The organism is Botrimarina sp. (genome assembly GCF_040219535.1).
Taxonomy (GTDB): domain Bacteria; phylum Planctomycetota; class Planctomycetia; order Pirellulales; family Lacipirellulaceae; genus Botrimarina.
Window position 1 is genome coordinate 1 of sequence record NZ_JAVJSH010000008.1, and the last position, 20,206, is coordinate 20,206.

At 66.6% G+C, this 20,206-nt stretch carries 12 protein-coding genes; 4 read left to right on the forward strand and 8 right to left on the reverse strand.

The window, feature by feature from the left end:
- Positions 1-86: 86 nt before the first annotated feature.
- From RIC11_RS03085 to RIC11_RS03115, 7 genes are all read right to left on the reverse strand, one after another.
- Positions 87-476 (reverse strand): hypothetical protein, encoded by a 390-nt coding sequence (locus RIC11_RS03085; RefSeq protein ID WP_350208367.1) that lies wholly within the window; start codon positions 474-476, stop codon positions 87-89.
- 92 nt (positions 477-568) lie between these two features.
- On the reverse strand, positions 569-832 hold the full coding sequence (locus RIC11_RS03090; protein ID WP_350208368.1) for a helix-turn-helix domain-containing protein: 264 nt from the start codon (positions 830-832) through the stop codon (positions 569-571).
- Positions 833-1,180: 348 nt separating this feature from the next.
- Complete coding sequence (locus tag RIC11_RS03095; protein ID WP_350208369.1) at positions 1,181-2,059, reverse strand: hypothetical protein; 879 nt, start codon at positions 2,057-2,059, stop codon at positions 1,181-1,183.
- Positions 2,060-3,189: 1,130 nt separating this feature from the next.
- Positions 3,190-4,164 (reverse strand): DUF1559 domain-containing protein, encoded by a 975-nt coding sequence (locus RIC11_RS03100; protein ID WP_502879364.1) that lies wholly within the window; start codon positions 4,162-4,164, stop codon positions 3,190-3,192.
- Positions 4,165-4,370: 206 nt separating this feature from the next.
- Complete coding sequence (locus tag RIC11_RS03105) at positions 4,371-5,453, reverse strand: PEP-CTERM sorting domain-containing protein (protein ID WP_350208371.1); 1,083 nt, start codon at positions 5,451-5,453, stop codon at positions 4,371-4,373.
- Between the two features lie 296 nt (positions 5,454-5,749).
- On the reverse strand, positions 5,750-9,403 hold the full coding sequence (locus RIC11_RS03110) for a dockerin type I domain-containing protein (RefSeq protein WP_350208372.1): 3,654 nt from the start codon (positions 9,401-9,403) through the stop codon (positions 5,750-5,752).
- Positions 9,404-9,563: 160 nt separating this feature from the next.
- Complete coding sequence (locus RIC11_RS03115) at positions 9,564-10,472, reverse strand: hypothetical protein (RefSeq protein ID WP_350208373.1); 909 nt, start codon at positions 10,470-10,472, stop codon at positions 9,564-9,566.
- 434 nt (positions 10,473-10,906) lie between these two features.
- On the opposite strand from RIC11_RS03115, the gene RIC11_RS03120 reads away from it, so the two are divergent.
- A complete protein-coding gene (locus tag RIC11_RS03120) occupies positions 10,907-12,907 on the forward strand; it encodes a sodium:solute symporter family transporter (RefSeq protein ID WP_350208374.1) in 2,001 nt (666 codons plus the stop codon).
- 33 nt (positions 12,908-12,940) lie between these two features.
- Here RIC11_RS03120 and RIC11_RS03125 read toward each other — a convergent pair whose 3' ends face one another.
- A complete protein-coding gene (locus RIC11_RS03125; protein WP_350208375.1) occupies positions 12,941-14,026 on the reverse strand; it encodes a substrate-binding domain-containing protein in 1,086 nt (361 codons plus the stop codon).
- Positions 14,027-14,569: 543 nt separating this feature from the next.
- On the opposite strand from RIC11_RS03125, the gene RIC11_RS03130 reads away from it, so the two are divergent.
- The 3 genes from RIC11_RS03130 to RIC11_RS03140 are packed head-to-tail and all read left to right on the forward strand — an operon-like array spanning position 14,570 to position 20,147.
- Positions 14,570-17,599: a glycoside hydrolase family 71/99 protein gene (locus RIC11_RS03130; RefSeq protein WP_350208376.1), complete on the forward strand. Its 3,030-nt coding sequence runs from the start codon at positions 14,570-14,572 to the stop codon at positions 17,597-17,599.
- 8 nt (positions 17,600-17,607) lie between these two features.
- Positions 17,608-19,092 (forward strand): DUF5010 domain-containing protein, encoded by a 1,485-nt coding sequence (locus RIC11_RS03135; RefSeq protein WP_350208377.1) that lies wholly within the window; start codon positions 17,608-17,610, stop codon positions 19,090-19,092.
- Positions 19,089-20,147, forward strand: a complete 1,059-nt coding sequence (locus RIC11_RS03140) for a DUF1559 family PulG-like putative transporter (RefSeq protein ID WP_350208378.1) — start codon at positions 19,089-19,091, stop codon at positions 20,145-20,147. The genes RIC11_RS03135 and RIC11_RS03140 overlap by 4 nt, the downstream gene beginning before the upstream one ends.
- Positions 20,148-20,206 lie beyond the last annotated feature (59 nt).

Genomic DNA, 20,206 nt, shown 5'->3' on the forward strand with positions numbered 1-20,206 from the left:
TCCTCACGAAGCTCCGCGACCTCTCGCTCGAGCCGCTTGCAGTTCGGGCAGTCCGTCTCGGGTCCGCGGGCGTCCATGCACCCAAGCTAGACCCACTCAAACAAGGGCGCAATAGCGCGAGGGCGGTAAACAAGTACCGCGGACAGCTTCGTTTCGCGGATTGCGTGTTGAAGCCGGCGTTTGTCATGCCGTACGCCCTGGCGCTCCTTAAGCAGGGCGGCGAAGACCAGCGTGTCGTCGACGCGGAGACGCCTCGGCCAGCCCGTCCGACGGTCCCAGACCTCGAGGGATCGCCACCGGTGGTTGGCCCGCCACTCGCCGGTCAGCCCGAACGGCTCGAATTCGGCAGCGCGGATTAACGCGAGGGCGGCTCGCGATTCTTCGCCGCGGTAGCAATCGATGTACTGGCCGAGCGACTTCGGCGCGGCTCGGTACCAGTCGATTTGGGTGTCGCTAAGCGCGAACAGCGGTACCATGGGATTCGCTTCCTTTCGATTGCCCGGCGGCGCGGTGGCTCGCGGCGCCGGGCACTTTTTGTGCGCGCGACGCGGCCGGGCGGGGTTGATGATTAATCCGCGCGATTGCTCCGCAGGTATCGAACCAGTTCGGTTCGCTCGTAGCCGATTCTGCCGCCGACCCGAGTGCCGACGACCTCGCCGCGGAGCCGAGCATCGCGCAGAGCGTGCGACGGGATGCCGAGCAGCGCGGCCGCTTCTTTCTCCGGGTACGCCAGCCGCTCTGACCGCTCGAGATCGACCTCGGCTGCGGTCGCCTCGGCGAGGATCTCGCGGACCAGGTCGCGGAGATCGGCTTTGTCGAATTGGATTCTCACCGGGACGCGCTCTCATCTGAGGCCCGATCGAACTGCAGGCGGATTCCGAATCGCTCGCGTAGTTCACGCGCAGCCGCCCGCTCGAGGTCGCGGTCGCCGGCAAGCCGAGCCGCTCGTACGATGGCGACCAGCGAGGCCGGGCTGTCGGAGCACGTGGGCCGCTTGGGCTGGCTCATGTCGTCATGGATCTGGGTGAGTGAAGTCCCTCACCCTTACAGCCGCCGGTCGGGGGGTGACCGGCTTTCCGACCGGCCCTTGAGCGGCCGCCAGACGAGAAAAGGCCGCCAATCCCGAGGATCAGCGGCCTGGTTTTTTTCGTGATTTTTCGAGCTGGTCGGCGCCCGACCGCTAACCGACCGGCTCATCGGGGTCAGTGGCGCCGCGCATGGCCCTCTTGCGAGCCTCACGATCGGAGTCGCGCAGCTTTTGGATCGTCCCCCACATTGGCGACTCTTGGACAGCGGTTTTGCTGCAGCTGAGAAGCTGTGCCCACGTCGACTTGGAAAGGTTGGTCCGGCTAGCGTTCTCTTCGACAGCCGCCATCATCCGCTGGTTGACCGTCCCGAAATTCTTGTCCCTCCAGGTCGGTGGCGGTGCCTTCTGATCGCCAGCTAGGGCAGCCAGCGTCGGCGCCAGCGCCTCGGCAACTCCGCGCCCAATCGCTTCGACTTCAATGGCGGGTGCGGCTGTGCGGCCGACGCCGAGGGGGCTCCAGTCCACCGCGTAGGCGACCTCCGAGTTGAGCACGGTCTTCACCGCGGCGAAGTCGTACAGCGGCAGCGCCTCCGGCAGCGGAGCGGAGTCCGGATTGTCGGCGTACTCCTGCAAGTGGCGCCGGACCAGGTCGATGCCTTCTTCGTTTGCGGCGCGAGCGTAAAGCTCGACCCGGTCAACCGCTGCCCGGACCGCCATGACGTTGCTATCGCCGCCAGGTAACTGAGGACCGCCCACCTGCGTTGCGCCGTGGGCCAGCGCGAGCTGCGCTTTGGGCGACGGATGCCCAGACCACGCGTCCGCTTTGCGGGCGATCTCGTTGACTCGCTGGAGCACGTTTTCCGCAGCTGCCGAGCCACGCGGGAGCACCTCTTCCGGCATTGCCTCTGGCGGATCCACGCACCACTTCAGAAGTGCCAGGGAATTGATGGCCGACCTCGCATAGTACCCGTGAGCGAGAAGCTCGTCGCGCAAGGTGAGCGGCTCTAGCGCAGCTCCGTTTGCGACATCCATCGCAGCGACCTCCGTCCAGTTCGAAGAGAGCCCGGCCACCCGCTGGGCGCCCTGGACGGGGCGACGCGCAGCGGGTGAGCCGTACAGCGGGAGCTAACCGCTTGGCTCGATGGCGTCAGTGTATCGGGATCCGCGCGGCGCCAGAAACCAGTTGGGGCTCGCGGAGGCGGGCTTCACCAACTCTTCACGATCGGATTCTGAGCCGCTGCGATTGCGACCCGCCAGCAACCCGCCAAAAACCCGCCACGCGGCCCCGATAACGCCCGACCCCGACCGATTCCCGAAACGAAAAACCCCTACGAATCCCGGGGGAAACGTAGGGGCGTGTAGACCGATGTAGGCCACTCGCAAGATTTTAAGTCCGATGCGTCTGCCAATTCCGCCACTCGGCCAAAGTGTTCAACAGCTTACGTCGTTTTTCTGCGGCCTCAACTGGGCTCAACAGTCATCAAACACTCAGTCGGGGCGTCTCAGCCATCGCCGGCAGCCCGGAGGAACCGGGCCGGCACGTGGAGTGTATCGGCAGTCCATCGCGTCTGCATCCGGCGGGCTTCGTTGATGTCGCCCCGAGTCGTCGACGCCGCGCGGCGCCGCGCGGCGCCGCAACAAGCGTTTCAGGATGTCCTCCGGCAGGTGATCGACGTTGGCGTTTGCGAAGCCGAGCCGAAGGCGGTGGAAGGCGCTGCCCCCGCGTGGCGGAGCGGAGGCAGGGCAGCGGGCCGGGAACTCGGCCGGGGCGACCTACCGCAGCGATCTGTGCGGCCCGTGGGTGGTTGGAGTCCTCTCGCCGAGCGGCCGTGAGCCGGCGGGCCGCCCCGAGCGACGCGAACTCCTCGCTTGCCGAAGCGCTGGCGGGGATCGCTTCCTACTTCGCGTTACTGATTCCGGCACGTCGCTGTCAAAGGTGACCACGTCGGTCTGAGTTCCCAGGACACGGATCGGCCTGGTTTGCTTCTCGGGCTGCGTGCGACGCTGGCGTACTTGACGGCGTCGAGCGTAATGAGCCGTTTGGCTCGGCCGCTCCGGGCGGGGGAGAGGAGAGTGCTCGGGGGCGTGCGGCGCGTCGTCGTTCGCGATGGCCGAAGCGCCGGTCGCTGCGGGGTGTAAGCTCGCCGGCGTGCCGCCTGCGGCTAGAAAGCCGCGGTAACGGTCCCGTCGGCACGATCGCCTAACGCGTTGAACAATAGGATGTCGATGTCGTACTGGATCGGCTGGACGTGGCCGTCGGCGAAGCAAGCGTTGAAGGCGGACGTGTGGGCCGATCCGAAGTGGTAGCCGTACCCGCGTAGATCGGCGGGGATCGGGTTGGCCTGCGGCTCGGGGACGTCGGGCCCCGGCTGGTAGCCGGTGTAGCGGACCGTGTCGAAGTCCCACCCGTCGGTCCACCCGATGTCGTCGTACGGCGCCCCGACCTCGTACAAGTCCGTGTGCAGCCGCTTTTCGCCGATCATGACGGTCTTTGACAGGCCATCGGTGATATGAGCCGGCTTGCTCGGGCGTGACATAATCTTTCGGGTGATCACCCCCAAGTAGTCGGGTGAGTATTTCTTGCCGCGATAGTTGAACTGCGATTGCGACGCAGCGACAACGTCCCCCTGGGTGAGCCCTTGCCAGAACCAGGGCTCGTGACTCAGCCGGTTAGGGTCGAGTTGGTTTGCGGGCGTTGCGGCCGCATAGTCTGACAGGGCGCAGCCTTCTTCGCACCCGTTCACCGGGGCGCCCGTCGATTGCTCGTAGACGATCGTGACTCCCCGGCGAGAGGGGCAGTTGTAGAGCGAGACGGGCGTCGCGCGGACGGCTCGGTCCCGCGCCTCGTCGCCGGCGCCATAGCCCTTTGAGATGGCTTGGAGCGCGGTGTTTTCGACGTAGGGTAGGATCTGGACCTGCCACCCGTAGCCGGCTCCGAACCGGGCCCCGTCGGCGCCATCGTCGTGCCAAGGCTCGGTTCCGCCGTTAGGGAACTCGCCATGAACGCTCTCGTAGTTTAGGCTCGCTAACCCTATCTGTTTCAGCTGGTTCACGCAGGTCGTCCGTCGGGCGGACTCGCGTGCGGCTTGCACCGCGGGCAAGAGCAGCGCGACCAGAATCCCGATAATTGCGATCACGACAAGGAGTTCGACGAGAGTAAAACCCGTCACTTGTGAAGGTCTGCTGCGCATGTGCGCCCTCGCATGCCTGGCTTGATGTGAGCGATCGAGAAGAATCGGCAACTCGCTCTCAGGAGCCTCTTGAAAAGCCCATACCGATAGCGGCTGCCCTCTGAAGAAGGGCTTCGGAACGGAAGGGTCACCAGGCGTTGCCGTGCCAGAAATCAGACGCGGCGAAGGTGGCCGCTGATCAGGACACCAACGCCCAGTAGCAGCAACGAAGCCGGCTCCGGAACGGCGGAGGCCGCTGGGGGAAGCCCGGCGGTCACGACGGTGCGAAGCGAGGCGACTTCGCTGTAGTTCGCTTCCCAGAGGTCGTAGTGGGGTTGACCCACAACGCCGAGGCCGTCGTCGTTCGGCAGGCCGCCGACGTTGCCGACGTTGTCTCGGTAGACGGTGTAGTCAGCGGCATCGACCACGCCATCGGCGTTGAAGTCGCCCGACGGCTGTGCGCCCGCCTCGGTTTCGATCGTAACCGCGCCGGCCACGCCGTCGCCGTACAACAGCCCCGCATCGCGATAGACGCCCAGGGCGTCGACGAAATCGTTTGGCAGCGTCAGGCGCCCCGTGCCCTGGATGTCGATCTTGGAGCCGGGCTGGATCGAGCTGGTCCCGCCATCGGTGGTGTAGATGTTGTTGAGGTTCAATTCACCGCCGCTGAGGATGTTGACCGTCGCTGAGCCGCCGCGCGGGTCCACCGCGTTCTGCGTCCCGAGGCCCAGGATTCCGCCGGTCTGATTCAGCGTGCCGCTGATGTTGATCTCGGCGGTGCCCGTCGTGCCCCACCAGAGGTGGCTATCCACGTTCATCGTGCCGCCCGCGTCGATCGTTAAGAAGCCGAGCACGTCGCCGACGATCGGGCCCCTCGCTACCCAGGAGATACGGCCCACGTTCACGACGGCGCCGCTCTCAACGATCATGGTGCCGTCGATGAATCCGTTGTTGCCAACGACGATATCTTCGATGGTTGTAAGCACGCCCCCGTCCTTGACTTCCAAGACACCCGACTCGTCGACGCCGATCAACAAGCGGTTAATGGCCGGAGCTTCGTAGTCGAGGGTCACGGTGTTGCCCGCCCAGTTAATACGGGCCTCGTCCTCCGCCTCGGGCACACGGATGCCGGGCGAGGCCGGGTTCACGCCCCATCCGGGCAGCACGCCGTCGGACACGTCCTGCCACGGCCCGCCCTGCCGATAACGGAAGACTTCCGCCTTCACGATGACGGCGGTTGTCGCGAGGGCGAGCATGAGGAGAAAGGGGGCTCGGACGAGATTGAGCGTTGGCATGACAAGGATCCCAGGATCGGAGGAGGTGAGAGCTGGCAGACAAGCATGGCGGCGAGCGACCGAAACCGCTAACCCTAAGCACGCCCAACGCCGCGACGGATCGAGGAACGGCAATCGAGCGAGATTTCCCGTAGGACAACGCGAACCGGCATCGACGGTTGGCGCCAGAATATGCGTTAAAGAAGAGTTGGCACTGAGTATACCAAACTTGGTCTACTCGTCAACCGTTTTCAGCTTGCCGTGCGGTGATTTCCGGCTCATTGACGCTCAGACAAGGAAATCCCGACGGCTCGCATGCGTCGGTAGGGCCAGTCTGTCGTGAGGGAATCGGTCAAGCGATCGAAACAAGTCCCGTCCGAAGTGCTCCCCGGAGAAGGATCAAGGCCGCGACCGACGAGTTCCCGAGAGTCGGTCCCGGCTTGATCAACATCGGAAGCCGCAGCCCTCGCCACGGTATTTCCCCCGTGGATCGCCGAGCTCTTGCCCACCAACAAGAGCCGGGCGAGCTCGTCCTGAATCGTCGTCGTTGCCGACCGCACCGACGCCCGAGGACCGGCCGTCGTGATGGCGGCCCCAGGGTAGTAAGCAATGGCTTCGTCAATCGCCTCGGTGGTGACGGCCGCAACGCGCGGGTCTAGCGACCGCCCTTCCGACTCAATCTGCGATGCGGTCGCCTGCCGGGTTTCGCCGCCCGCGGCGGTGCGGGACGTCGCCGGGGCCACGCTTCCGTAGTTCCCGCTCCAGACTTCGAAGTCCGCTTGGCTGACAACGCCGTCGCCGTTGCCGTCCGCGACTGTGTACGGGGCTACCTGCGAGCCGCGGGCATCTCGCCAAATCGTGTAATCGGCGGCGTTGACCTTCCCGTCGAGGTTGTAGTCGCCTGGCGTTTCCGGCGCGGCGGCGACGACGAACTCTTGGGACACGACCGCCTCGCCGACGTTGTCACGCCCGTCGAGTGGCGTCAGCCGCAGCCGGTACGCTCCCGGAGAGAGGCCGAGCGTCGAAAGCGTGAACCCGCCCACCCAGTCGTACGCACCGGTCACCGGGTCGTAGCCACCGTGGCTGAGTGGGCTGGGGTCCTCGACCACTGTGGCCGTCGCGATCCAAGTCTGGCCGCCGTCGCCGCTGAGCTCGACTTGCACGCGGTTATCTTCTTGGGGAGTCCACGCGTCGGACGGGCCGGTGCGCCAGTCGTCGGCGAAAGACCAAGACACGCTGACCCCGTTGCCCGGTGTGTCTACCTCCGGTTGGCCCGCGACCAGCACCGGCGGCATCAAATCGGCGAACGAACGAAGCACCTTGACCCGTCCGAAGGCGACGCCGCCGCCGGTTAGCCGGAAGTCCGATCCGCCGTTCTGACGATCCCCGAAGAACGCGTCGTCGAGGTAGAAGCGAGCGGTCCGCCAGGCGCCGCTGTCCGTCAGTTGGATCGGAGTGGCGTCCTTGTAGGCGGCGCCGGTGGAGTCGTATTGGACGCTGAGCTGTCCGAGGCCGACGTCTCGGTAGGTCACCTCGATGACGGCGTTCAGCCCCGCGTGCACCTCGTGAGCGAAGGACGGGTCGACATCGAAATACATATAAAGCGACGACGGGCCGCCCGTCAGCGATCGCGCCGGACGACCACCGACGATCGACGGGACCGTCTGGCCGTCGCCCGACGACTCAACCTGTCGGAGCCCCGCGTCGTGGTTCGCCGCCCCCAGATCGACCTGCGCTTGAAGCACGCTCTCCTTGACCACGCTGACTCGTCGGACAAAGAAGCTGCCGCCCGGCGCCACGAGCCGGAAGTCGGCGCCGCCGTTCTGGCGGTCCGCGAAGAAGGCGTCCGGGACCTCGAACCGGTGGGTCCGCCATTGCCCGCTGCCGGTCAGCGTGGCGGGTGAGCTAATTTGGTCGGCGCCGTCGACGCCGTCGTACTCCAGTGAGAACTGGCCGGCGACCAGGTCGAGGTACTCGACCTCGACAGTCACGTCCCGGCCATCGGACTCGCTCGAAAGAAAGCCGTTCGCCACCGCGAAGTAAAGGTACGGGCCACTCGACCGGATCGCGGTAGACAGCTCGCCTCGGACCGGTACCTGAACGACTTGGACGTCGCTGTCGTCCGTTTCAACGTAAGTCAGGCGGTCGCCGCCGGAGGGCGACCAACGCGCCTCACCGCCGACGTTCGCGCGGTTTTGGAGGTCGGTTTCGGAGGGGAGCGTCTGGGAGATTGCGGCTTTTCCGAGCAGCGCTTGTTTGGCGGCGCCTGTGAGGGCCATCCACCAGTCGTTCGGCCGCGGGTCGCTCACTTGGTAGGTGAGGGGATTTCCCTGCGGGTCGGTGTCGGGAACCGGCGGGTCGTCGGTCGCTGGTATGAGGTTGGTGCCCTCGTCGTACTCGTCGAACATGCCAACGAACAGCCACGGCGCGTCGGTCTCATTGACGGCGTCCTCGAGCATCCGCCAGTAGAAGGCCCCGCCCTCCCGGTCACGCGACGTGGCGGAGGAGCTGTTCTGCAGGTGGGTCCACGAGAAGCCGGGGAAGACGTGCGGCACGTGTGTGGTCACGCCGCCGAGCGTCGCCTCGTCCGGCGCGTAGGAATCACCGCCCTTCCAGTACCCCTGCCAAGGGATGTAGGCGTCGTGGAGTCCGGCGTTCGCGATCTGCAACGACGACTCCGAGTGCCGACCCGCACCGATTACGTACACGCCGCGCGACTTGAAGTAGTTGATGAGGTCTTGCTGCTGAGCCGTCGAGTAGCTGTTGTTGGGACCAACGTAGAGACCGAAGATAGCGACCACGGGCTTGCCGCCCTCACGCTGGTAGTGCGAGTCGCGGACCAAGTCCAATCCATTGGGGTCGGTCAGGTACTCCCAGTCGTCTTTGACCTGTTGGATGACCTGATCCCGCTGCGCGGCGGAGCCGCCGTTCTGGATGTCGTACTCGATCGCCCAGGTCCGGCCGGTGCGGTGCGCCGCGTCGCGGGCGTTGACAACCGGCCACTGTGGCTCGCCCGAGTAGGACCCATCGGGGGCCCTCGTCATGAACGACCCGCGGAACCTCTGGACGAACACGCCGTCGATGTCGTGCTGGCGCATCCACTCGAAGTGCCGATCGACAACCGACCCGTTCGCCGACGAGAAGAGGTACGCTTGCTCGCCGCGCGCGGTGGTCACGCCGGGGACCGGGAACAGCTCGCTCGCGTCGTAGTCGTTCGGGTCGGGCCACTGCTCGATCGACCAGTCGCCCGGTACGCCCCAATGGACGTACCCCTCGTCGGCGGCGTCGTTCGGCGTGTTGAACCATCCTTGGTAGCCAGCGAGGACCTTGCCGGTGAGCGTCGAGGCGTCGACCGATCGGCTGGGGCCGGAGTAGGGCCGCTCCCAAGGGGGGTCCCACGCCCACTGGAGTCCGCTGTCGGCGAACGGCTCGTTAGAGAGGGTCACCCTCGAAACCGGGGCGCCGAACGCGGCGATCCGAAAGTCGTGGCCGTTCGTGCCGTTGGCGAACTGTGTGCTGTCGAGGTAGTGGTACGAGCTGACGAACTGCCGCGTGTCGATCCGGGTCGATCGAGTGTGGGAGTCGGTCGGGTCAAAGTTCTCGCGGGTGCTGTCGTATTGCACCCGGATCGTTCCGGACCCCTCGTCGAAATAATCGACCTTGGCGTAGAGGGGGTCGCCCTGGCGGTACCCGGGGAAAGCCGCGGTTGGGTTGAGGTCGTAGTAGAGGTAAGCCGGCCCGACGTACACGGTCGCGCCGTCTCGGCTCTGGACGCTCCACGTGCCGTCCCCGCCGTTGGAGGAGGGCGAGTTGAAGGTCACGGTCGCGAGCAGGAGCCGGTTCTCGAGCTGTTCGACCCGACGATCGCGACGCGCAGCGGACCGCCGGGCCGGCGCCTCGGGGCCCGACAACGCAGCGAAGAGCTTCCTCATGATTCGCCTGACCTCGGTTTCTGAGCTCTGGTTCTGAGCCACTGTCCCTCTGCGAGAGGCGTCCAACGCGGCGCGGGCAAACAAAAGCTGCCACGGGCCCCGGGGGGCCCGCGGCAGCTACTCACCCCTACAACCATCGCTGGTCACCAAGCCGGCAAGCTCAACGCCGCCGCGCGGCGAACAGCGCCGCGGCGACCATTCCCCCGAGCAGCAGGCCGGCCGGCTCCGGGATCACGTACGCCGTGGTGAAGCCCGGGTTCCGCGTCAGATCGATCGCGAGGTTCGTCATCCCCGGAACGCCAGCGCCGGCCAGCTTGCCGGCGTTGGCGTAGTCGGTCAGCAGGCCGACGAAGTCACCGGGCAGGGTGAGCTCGCCGCTACCCTCGATGTCGATCAACGAACCGGCCTGGATCGACGGAAGGCCGGCCGCTCCCGAGATATTGTTCAACGCAAGGAGGCCGCCGTCCTGGATCGTGACCAGTGCCGTGCCGCCACTCGGGGTCGACGCGTTGCTTGTGCCGAGACCTAGGATGCCGTCGGTCTGGTTGATCGTGCCAGCGACGTCGATGGTCGCGTTGCCGGTGACACCCCACCAGAAGTGGTTGGCGGCGTTGATCGTACCGCCCGCTCGGACGTCGATGACTCCGTTGGAGTCGTTGTTCGCGGCCCAAAGGATGCGGCCGACGTCCACGACGCCGCCATCGTTCACGATCAGCGTGCCGGTGGCGTTCGAATTGTTATTGCCCGCCAAAACGTCCTGGTTGGCGGTCAGGACACCGCCGTTCTCGACCACAACGATGCCGCTCTCATCGACCCCGATTTGGACTCGGTTCACGGCCGGGACCGCGGAGGTGACGCTCACCGTGTTATTGCCGAAGTTGATCCGCGCGTCGTCGGAAGCGCCAGGTAACCCCGCGCCCGGGGAACCGTCGTTGTTTGGATTGAGACCCCAGCCAGCAGACGTTCCGTCCGTCACGGCGGTCCAGTCGCCACTCAGCCGGTAGCGAAACGTGGCCGCTTCAGACTGCTCGACCGAAGCGCCGGCGACAATCATTAAGGCGACGGCCATCTGGCCGCCTAGGCGTACCCGAGTCATTAGCGATTACTCCTCAGATCAACGAGAAAAGGGTGGTGAAGACTCTCAGTTGCGTCGTTCGGTCGCTCGCCCCGTCGTCGCGCGCCAGGGAACGCGGTCCAGCCAGTTGGGAAACGAAGCCGTGGTCAAGGAAGCCGTGGTCAAGGCCGGGCGCCAAAGTGGCCGTGAAGAGACGTGAAAAGAGAAGTGACGAGGGTCCTGCCGACTATACCAAAAATGGTATGCACTTCAAGCTTATTCCCAGCGTCCGCTCGATCTAAATCAGTCTCGGCTGCGATGGCGGCGTCCGCCGCCACGCGCCGGTTCGCTGGAAGTAGCGTCGTTGGCTAAGGTTGAAGCCAAATCGGCCGCTCCGCTGCGACGCGCCGCTTTTCTCCCGAGCCGCGTTTTTCCGACCGCGCCCCGCCGTGCCCCTGAGCCCCGCCGATCTGACGATCATCGCCGCCTATGTCGGATCGTTGTTGGCGATCAGCCTTTGGCTCCGCCGGCGGGCGTCGGCGGGACTTGATCACTACCTGCTTGCGGGGCGGTCCAAGCCGTGGTGGAAGCTCGGCATCTCCGGCGTGATGGACTTCTGGGACCTCGCCGGGTCGATCGTGATCGTTTCGTTCCTCTACCTGATGGGCCCGGCCGGGCTGCTGATCGAGTTCCGCGGCGGCGCGGTCCTGATTTTGGCGGTCGTCATGCTATGGACCGGCAAGTGGCGCCGTCGCTCGGGCTGCCTGACCGGCGCCGAATGGATGCGGTTCCGCTTCGGAGACGGCCCAGCCGGCAAACTGGCCCAGTCGGCGCGAGCGGTGGCGGGCGTCGCTCTCTTTATCGGCTTGGTGGCGTACGCGACCAAAGCACTGGGCGTGTTCCTCTCGTCGATCACGCCGCTCACCCCATCGCAGTCCGCGCTGGCCGTGGTCTCGTTGGTGGCGACCTACAGCGTGTTCTCGGGCTTTTACGGCCTTGTGGCAATCCAGGTGTTGCAGTTCGGCTGCGTCCTGATATCGGCCTTTGCGGTCATGGGCTTGGCGGTGTGTGCCGCTCCGCCACTCGAACCTCTGCGCGCGATGGCGATCGAGGTCACCGGCAACCCCGCGTGGGGTAGGCTCGCGCCCGGAGGCGACCTCGTGTTGCCGGCGGGCTACCGGCAGTACGAACCGCTGATGTTCCTGGCGACCATCTACCTGGTTCGCAACGTCTTGTTCGGCATGGGGGCAGGCGATGACCCCAAGTGTTTCGCGGCACGGCGCCAGGCAGACTGCCCCAAGCTCTCCCTCCTCTGGGTCAGCCTGATCGCGGTGCGCTGGCCGACGATGATGGCGTTCGCCGTGTTGGCGATTACGTTGGTCTCCGAAGATCGAGCGCGCGGCTTTGATTACCGGGCCGCTTCGCGGGCCGTTCGCGTGCACTATCCCCGAGGCGATTGGGACGCGGTCGTCGCGCTTGTCTGCGGCGACGCCGAAGCCCAGCCCCCCTCGCTGCAACGAGCGCTCCGCGAGGCGATCGGCGGCGACTGGCCGCGGCGGCTTACCGACGTGACCGAGTCGGGCGTGGTCGATCCGGAGCGGCTTATCCCTCGGGTCCTCGCCGACGCGGCGCCCCCCGGCATCCGCGGCCTAATCCTGGTGTCGCTGCTGGCCGCCGCGACCGCCGGTCTGAGCGGCTGGCTCAACCAGGCCGCGGGCCTGTTCGCCAACGACCTCTACCTCGTGTGGATCCGTCCGTCTGCCGGGGTCTCCGAGCAGATCGGCGCGACATGGGCCGTTGTTCTCGGCGTGGTGGGGCTCGGCTACCTGCTCGCGTTCTCCTCGACCACGGTCAACGACATCTGGTCGTGGCTGACCATGGGACTCGGCAGCGGGCTGATCGTCGCTCAGATGCTTCCCCTCTACTGGCGCCGCTTCAACGGCGTCGGATTCGCGGCCGGGCTCGGCGGCGGCCTAGTCGCCGCTACGGTCCACCGGTTCGTCGACCCCTGGTTGCCAACGAGCGTCGCGATCGTCAACGACGAGTGGCGTCTGCTGCTGTTGGTCCTTGCGGCCGGGCTGGTCGCCGCCATCTTGGGGACGTGGCTCAGCCCGCCGACGGACGCCGCGGTGCTTTCCCGATTCTACCGGAAGACCCTGCCTTTCGGGTTCTGGCGGCCCGAGCGGGAGTCGCTCAGCGTCGATGAGCGACGCGAGCTAGCCGCCTCGCACCGGCGCGAGGTCGGCGCGCTGCCGTGCGCCCTGGTGTACCAAGTGGCGATTTTTCTCGGCCCGATGATGGCGGTCATCGGAGATTGGTCGACCGCGGCGGTCTGTGGGGCGGTGGCGGCCGGGGCACTCGGCGGGCTTTGGCTGATTTATTTCCGCTGCCTCGAGCGGGAAGCCGCCTTTGTCGAACGGATCGCCGCCACGGCGACCGACGCGGACTAGACCGCTGTCGCTCGGGCCGTGGTGCGGCGCCGGTCAATCCGCGTCGCGCGGGGGCCCCGACGACTCGCCGTCGAGGAGCTGGAGTTTCTTCGGCTCGTACAGCAGGGGACGGCCCCATTGCTCTTTGCTGCCGCCGGCCTCGATCCACTCGACGCATCCGTCGATAAACCCCGCCGCGTCGGGCCGCTCGAACGACGTGATCGACGGGCTCAGGTAGCGCCCCAGGCCCTCGTTGTCGATGGTGCAGAGCGACAGTTCGGCGCCGAGCTCCACGCCGTGCCGCCGGGCGGCCCTCACGACCCCGAGCGCCGCGGGCAGCGTGACACAGTAGACCGCCGTAGCCTCCAGGCGCCGGGAGACCAACCAAGAGTCCGCCGCGGACATCGCCAGCTCGAAGATGTTCTCTTCGGCCGAGCACGGCCGGTCGTAGAGCACCCCTTCGGTCAGGCGACGCTCGCGGCGCCAATCGCGCCACGCATCGATCCGCTGCGTGGTGATCGCGTTGTGCCCCTGCACGTTGAGGCAATCGATCCTCTCGTGCCCCAGACTCCGTAAGTGATCGAGCAGCACGAAGGTCTCGCGCGGCGGGAACAACACGACCGACGGCACGCCGAGGTCGGTCAGGTCTTCCGACAGCGATATCAAGCCGCCCGCGTTGGCGAACAAGTTGGACGTCCACTCCGGGATCGGCTCGGAGCTGGCCACCAAGAACACGCCGTCGTATTCACGCAGCGACTCGGTGATGACCGGGTCGTCCCAGTGGAGGTAGTTTTGCACGCGGATCCGCGCTCCGTGGCGCCGAGCGACGTACTCGGAGACCGACAGCCACTGCTGCAGGTCGGGAGAGAACGAGTTGGGCGCTAGCGACGGCGTGAGGAAGGCGATCTCGACTGCGACGCGATCCTGAGCGGCGGGCCTCAGCCGCGGCCGCCGATTCGGCGGTCGATCAACAAGCCCCCGCCGTTCGAGTTCCCCCAGCGCCTTACGGAGCGTAACACGGCTCACCCCGCACTCGTCGGCGAGGTCTCGCTCGGCGGGCAAGCCGGCGCGGGCGTAATCGCCGTTGGCGATCCGCCGTTCCAGCAGTTCGGTAACTTGCGTCAGCTTCGACTTCGCCATCTGCCGCCGTCTAGATCGGGTGTGAGTGATTCGGCTGTACGCGTCGAATCCTGTCGGAATCAGGTCCGCCAATCATCCCCACCGCGTCCGGGACGCCGCCAGATCCTGGTCGGCCGGCGATCGCAAGTCGGGAGCCGACCGCGCGGCGGGCCACTGGGCAGCGCCGCCGTGTCTCGCGACTCAGGACTAACGATTGACTCCGGGGTCAACCCGATCAAGACCCCGTATCGCCGCGCTGGGGGCGCGATTAGGTCCGCGCCAACGCTTCCGCGCGGGCGGCCGTTCAGCCCGATAACGGCGCTGGTTGCTGGCGGATTCACGCGACAAGCAGCTTGCATAGTATACCATTTTTGGTACACTCGGTTTGGTCAATTCACTAGGTCGCCTAGCCAAGCTTGATCGGCTCCGGTGCGAAGCGGCTCAACTTTTCACGCCTGTCTCGTCAACTTGCGGTCCTCGCCGCGCCCAGTCGCGGTCGCCTCAACCGAGGCGCGAGGCGCTCACAGCGTGCGAGCGGGGCGATAACCGGTCGGACCCAGATCGATGCGTTCGTGGAGCAACCGCGGGGTGGGCGAGAAGCGACGCGAACTCGCGAGACGAGGTGGTGAGGTGGTCGTCGGACGGCCTCACCGCCTCTTCTCCGCCGGCCGTTTGTTGGTCTGGGGGGCGCTCGCCGCAGCGGCCCAAACGCTGGTCGGCGTGTCGGCCCACGCAGCGCTGTTCCAACACCTGGACGCCTCGCAGCCCGGCTCGTTTCTCACCACCGGCGGGGGCGCCACGTGGCTCGATGTCTCGGGCAACAACCGGCACGCGGTCAGCGCCTCGGCCGGAGCCGGGTCGGTCGCCTTGTCGACCGACCCATCGATCTTCCCGACGGGGTGGGCGAGCGTGCGATTCGACGGCTCCGACGCCGCGAACTTCGGCCGGCTCGAACTCTTGAGCGCCCAAGCGTCGGACGGCGTGCTGGATCAGTCGGGCCCGTCGGCGGCTGGCTTCAGCCTGTTCGTCGTCGCCCGCAGCGACGCTTCGTCGCCAAACAACACGTGGAACGACTTAATCGGCAACACGACCGACGTGGCCGACGGGGCGTTCCTGATGCGCTACAACGAGGGCGGCGGGCGGTTTCAGGCCGCGGTCGGCGGCTCAACGGTCCAGAACAACCTGTCCGGCCAGGCCAACTACGGGTTGGGTGCGCCCTCCATTTACGCGTTCAAGTACGACCCGGCGAGCCCCGCAGGCGAGATAACGCTGGCGAGTTCTCTAAACGACTACTCGCAGGTTTTCAATCTCAGCGACTCCGTAAGGGATCGGGATTTCTCGAACAACGACCCGCTGACTCTCGGTAAGGCTTTCGACACCGCGTCCCGGCTGTTCGTCGGCAACGTCGGCGAGGTCAAACTCTACGACGCCGCCCTCCCGCCCGCGGCGTTCCTATCAGAGATGCGCGCCCTCGAGGCGAAATGGCTCGCCAGCCCCGACGGCCGGCTCGATTTGATCGTCGATCGCGCGACAGGACTCGTCACACTGCATAGCCCAGGGGCGGTCGGCGTCTCGCTGGCGGGCCTCAGCCTGAAGAGCGCATCCGGATCGCTCGACCCGAGCGACTGGCTCTCTATCACCGACGCCTACGACGCCGACAGCGGGAGTCCGACGGTCGACCCCGACAACCCTTGGATCGAGTTCCGATCCGAGACGGACCAGCTCGCCGAGGGCACGCTCGGCGCGGCGGTGCTGGCGCCCGGCCAATCGGTCGATTTGGGCGCCGCGTTCGAGATCGGCGGCGCGACGGACCTCACAGCCACCTACGCCGACCCGGTGACCGAGACCACTCGCGACGTTCTCGTGCGGTACGTCAACTCCCCGCCGGAGGGTTTGCTGCCGGGCGACTACAACGCCGACGGGTCGGTCGACGCGGCGGATTACTCGGTCTGGCGCGACCTGCAGGGCCTGAACATCCCGATGCCGAACGAGGTGGTCTCGATCGGCCGCGTGACGGCCGAGGACTACGCCGCGTGGGCGGGCGGCTTCGGCGCGTCGGCCCTCGCTACTTCCATCGCGGCGCCAGAGCCACTGTCGGCGGTGCTCGTGTTTGTGGCCGCGTCCTCCGCGCTGGCGTGCGCGCGCACGACGCGATTCGCCGGCCGGAAAGGGCCCATCGCGGCAGTCGCGGCGGCAACGATCCTCGGTCTCTCGGCTTCCGCCGGCCAGGCGGCGACCACCGTCGGCGCCTACTACTACCCGTGGTGGGACACGCACGACTGGAACGATACGCTCCGCGCGCGGATGCTCCCCGAGGATCACCGGCCCCTAGCGGGCTACACGGACAGTTCGGACTCTGGCCTGATCGCGGAGCACATCAACCAGAGCCACCGCGGCAACATCTCGATGTGGTCGCACAGCTGGTGGGGGCCCGGGTCGATCGAGGACCGAACGCTCCGCGACTACATCCTGCCGCACCCACGGGCGGGGGAACTCAAGCACTCGATCCTCTACGAACCGGTGGGGCGCCTGGGGAACAACTCCAGCCCGGACTTCTCCAATCTGAAGCCCGACCTGGAGTACCTCGCCGAGCATGTGTTCTCGGACCCCAACTATTACCGCATCGACGGCCGTCCCGTTCTGTTTATCTGGATCAGCCGGGTCTACTTCGAGACCGCCGAGGGCATGCAAGCACTCGCGGACGCCCGGCAGTCGATCGTCGAGAAGCATGGGTACGACCCCTACGTCGTTGGTGACGAGGTAACCCCGAACTTCAACGCGTCCCGCGCCGCGCAGTACGACGCGGTGACACGCTACGGCGTCTACGGTCTCGCCGGGCTCAACCGCGACGGCGTTGATCCGAGCGACATCGGCCTGGCGGGCGACGCGTTCGCCGCCGCGGCGGCCACCGGCGCGACCGTTATTCCCGGTGTGGTCCCGGGCTACAACGACAAGGCGGTCCGCGCGGGGAACGCCCCGGCGCAGCGCTACTACGACAACCAAACGATCGACGACGCCGGGAGCGTCTTCCGCGACCTCCTCCGGGGCGCCGCGGTCCCGAACACCGACGCCGCCAGCAACAACCTCTTGATGGTGACCTCGTTCAACGAGTGGCACGAGGACACCCAGATCGAGGCGACCGTCATCGCGCCGCCTAGCACGCTGGATGACTCGCCGTCCGGGGCCGACCTCACGACCGGCCTGGCGTACGAAGGGTACGGCTACAAGTACCTCGACATCCTCCGGCAAGAGACGACCAACGGGCCCATGCTCGTCGACGGCGACGCCGACTTCGACGGGGACCTCGACGCGGACGACGTGCTCGCCTTTGCCGCGGCGTGGGGCTCGGAGAACCTGATCGACGGCGTGCGGGTCGGCGGATACGCCAGCCGGGTCGCGCGGCCGGACTTCAACTACGACGGCGTCGTCGACTTCGCGGATTGGTTCGTCATGCGGCGGGCCCACCCAACCGTCACCAACGCGACTCTGAGCGCGCTCCTCGAGGTTCCGGAACCCAGCGGGCTGGTCTTGGCGTGTCTCGCCATCTTTATGGACCGGTCGGCGCCTCAGCACTTCCGTCAACGCGCCTCCTAGGCCTCTTCATGTCCCCCTTTCATTGGACTCACCGACTCCGCCAAGCAGCGATCGCTGTGGCGGCCGTCGGCCTGCTCGGCCCGACTCCGCGGGCCAGCGCTAGCGACGAACCGACTGTCGGCGCGTACTACTATCCCTGGTGGGACACCCACGACTGGAACGAAACGCTCCGCGCCAGGATGGCCCCAACCGACCACCGCCCCACCGCCGGGTATTCGCCGAGTTCCAACCCGGACGTGATCGCCGAGCACATCAATCAGAGCCACCGCGGCAACATCTCGTTGTGGGCGAGCAGTTGGTGGGGGCCCGGATCGATCGAGGACACCGTGCTGCAGACACGCATCCTCACCCACCCCCGGGCCGGCGAACTCGACTACGCCGTCCACTACGAGTCGACCGGCCGGTTCGGCTCGTTCAGCTCGCCCGACTTCTCGACGCTCACGCCCGACTTCTTGTACCTCGCGGAGAACGTCTTCGACGACCCGAACTACTACCGGATCGACGGTCGCCCGGTGGTCTTCATGTACGTGACGCGGGCCTACTTCAACGACCCCGACGCCGCGCCGGCGCTGGCGGCCGCCCGCCAGGCGGTGCAATCGGCTTACGGCTACGACCCCTACGTCGTGGGCGACGAGGTGTTCGGGTCGGGCTTCAACGCCACGCGAGCGAGCCACTTCGACGCGGTCACGACGTTCGACGTCTACGCGATGTCCGGCATGAACGACGGGGTCGTGACCCCGTCCGACATCACCCGCGCCGCGACGAAGTACGCCCAGGCCGAGTCGGCCGGCGCGGCCGTGATCCCCGGCGTAACGCCGGGTTACAACGACCGCGCGGTGCGGGACGGCAACCAGGCGACAGGCCGCTACTACAGCGGCCAGACGATCGCCGACGCGGGGGCTGTCTTCACCGACCTGATCGATCAAGCCGGCCTGCCCCACGTGAACCCTGCGTCGGACAACCTGCTGCTGGTAAACTCGTTCAACGAGTGGCACGAGGACACCCAGATCGAGGCCACGATCCTCGCGCCGCCGAGCAGCCGGGACGACTCGCCGTCTGGCACGGAGCTGACGCAGGGGAAGACCTACGAGGGCTACGGCACGAAGTACCTCGATCTCTTGCGACGGCACACCACGCCGGGCGCCCCGAACCTTATCGATGGCGACGCCGATTTCGACGGCGATCTCGACCACGACGACATCACGGCCTTCGCGGCCAGCTGGAACTCGGAGAACCTGATCGATGGCGTTCGGGTGGGCGGCTACGCGAGTCGCTTGACGCGGCCCGACTTCAACTACGACGGCGTCGTCGACTTCGCCGACTGGTTCGTCATGCGGCGGGCCCACCCCGCGGTCACCGACGCCACTCTGAGAGCCCTGTTGACGATCCCAGAGCCCGAATCGCTCTTGCTGACCTTCTCGGCGGTCGCCGCGCACGTCGGGCGACGACCCCTCTCGTCGAATCGCAAAGCAAACAAAGGCGCCACCCAATGAAAGCCGATCGTCCCACGAAGCGCGTCCCCGCGTGCGGCCGTGACCTGCCGGCCCGCCCGGGTGGCTTCACTCTGGTCGAGCTGCTTGTCGTGATCGCGATCATCGGCATCCTCGTGTCTCTGCTCCTGCCCGCCGTGCAGTCGGCGCGTGAGGCGGCCCGCCGGGCCCAGTGTGTCAACCAGATGAAGCAAATCGGCCTTGCAATCCTCAACTACGAATCCGCCAACGCAGAACTGCCGCCCGGGTCCGTCACCTACGGTCTATGGGGCTTCCGCAATCCCGATCTGCACCCGTTCGACTGCCCACGCGGCGAGGCTTCGCAGCACGACTGCAGCGGAGAGAACTGGATGATCGAGTCGCTGCCGTACCTGGAGCAGCAGGCCCTGTACGACATGTACGACCACGACGAACACAACCTCGAGGTCGGCGATCCCGACGGCGACGGGTTAGCCAACCAACGGGTCCGCGACAGCCCGCTGCCCAACGCGCTGTGCCCGACCGACGCGTTCGCCAACGAATGGGGCGGGGCGATCGCCGCCGGTTCTTACAAGGCGGTGGCCGGCGTCATCACCCAGGACGGGCGTTGGATCAATTGGACAAGCCCCTACGACGGCGCCGCAAACCCGATGGTGGACGACATGAAGAACGTCTGGAACCGCCGTGGGCTGTTTCACAACGTCGGCATCCCGGGGACGAGCCCCTCGCAGATGCGACACGTGATCGACGGCACGAGCAAGACCTTCATGGTCGGCGAGTTCCACGCGACCGGCGATGACCCCGCCCGGCCCGCTTACTGGGCGCTCTCACAGCGGTGGTACGCACGCGGCGAGGCGTTCGCCGACCCGCTCCTGCGGTCCACCGACGTCGACTTCTGCCTCAACAACCTGGTCACGGCGCCGAAGTGGGCGTGCAGCCGCGCTTTCGGCTCGACCCACACCGGCGACGGGGGCAACTGGCTCCGCGTCGATGGGTCGGTCGCGTTCGTCACCACCGTAGTCAACGGCGAGGTCTACGAGGCGTTGGCGACGATCGCCGGCGAAGACGGTTTGGAGTAGCGTCGCGCCTGCGCGTGCTCGGTGCGTGGCTCGATCTTCGGCATGACAATCGGGAGGTA

Coding starts and splice junctions, on each gene's coding strand:
- RIC11_RS03135 (WP_350208377.1), top strand. CDS start 17,608: ATGTCCCCCTTTCATTGGACTCACCGACTCCGCCAAGCAGCGATCGCT.
- RIC11_RS03085 (WP_350208367.1), bottom strand. CDS start 476: ATGGTACCGCTGTTCGCGCTTAGCGACACCCAAATCGACTGGTACCGA.
- RIC11_RS03115 (WP_350208373.1), bottom strand. CDS start 10,472: ATGGCCGTCGCCTTAATGATTGTCGCCGGCGCTTCGGTCGAGCAGTCT.
- RIC11_RS03130 (WP_350208376.1), top strand. CDS start 14,570: ATGCGTTCGTGGAGCAACCGCGGGGTGGGCGAGAAGCGACGCGAACTC.
- RIC11_RS03110 (WP_350208372.1), bottom strand. CDS start 9,403: ATGAGGAAGCTCTTCGCTGCGTTGTCGGGCCCCGAGGCGCCGGCCCGG.
- RIC11_RS03095 (WP_350208369.1), bottom strand. CDS start 2,059: ATGGATGTCGCAAACGGAGCTGCGCTAGAGCCGCTCACCTTGCGCGAC.
- RIC11_RS03140 (WP_350208378.1), top strand. CDS start 19,089: ATGAAAGCCGATCGTCCCACGAAGCGCGTCCCCGCGTGCGGCCGTGAC.
- RIC11_RS03105 (WP_350208371.1), bottom strand. CDS start 5,453: ATGCTCGCCCTCGCGACAACCGCCGTCATCGTGAAGGCGGAAGTCTTC.
- RIC11_RS03125 (WP_350208375.1), bottom strand. CDS start 14,026: ATGGCGAAGTCGAAGCTGACGCAAGTTACCGAACTGCTGGAACGGCGG.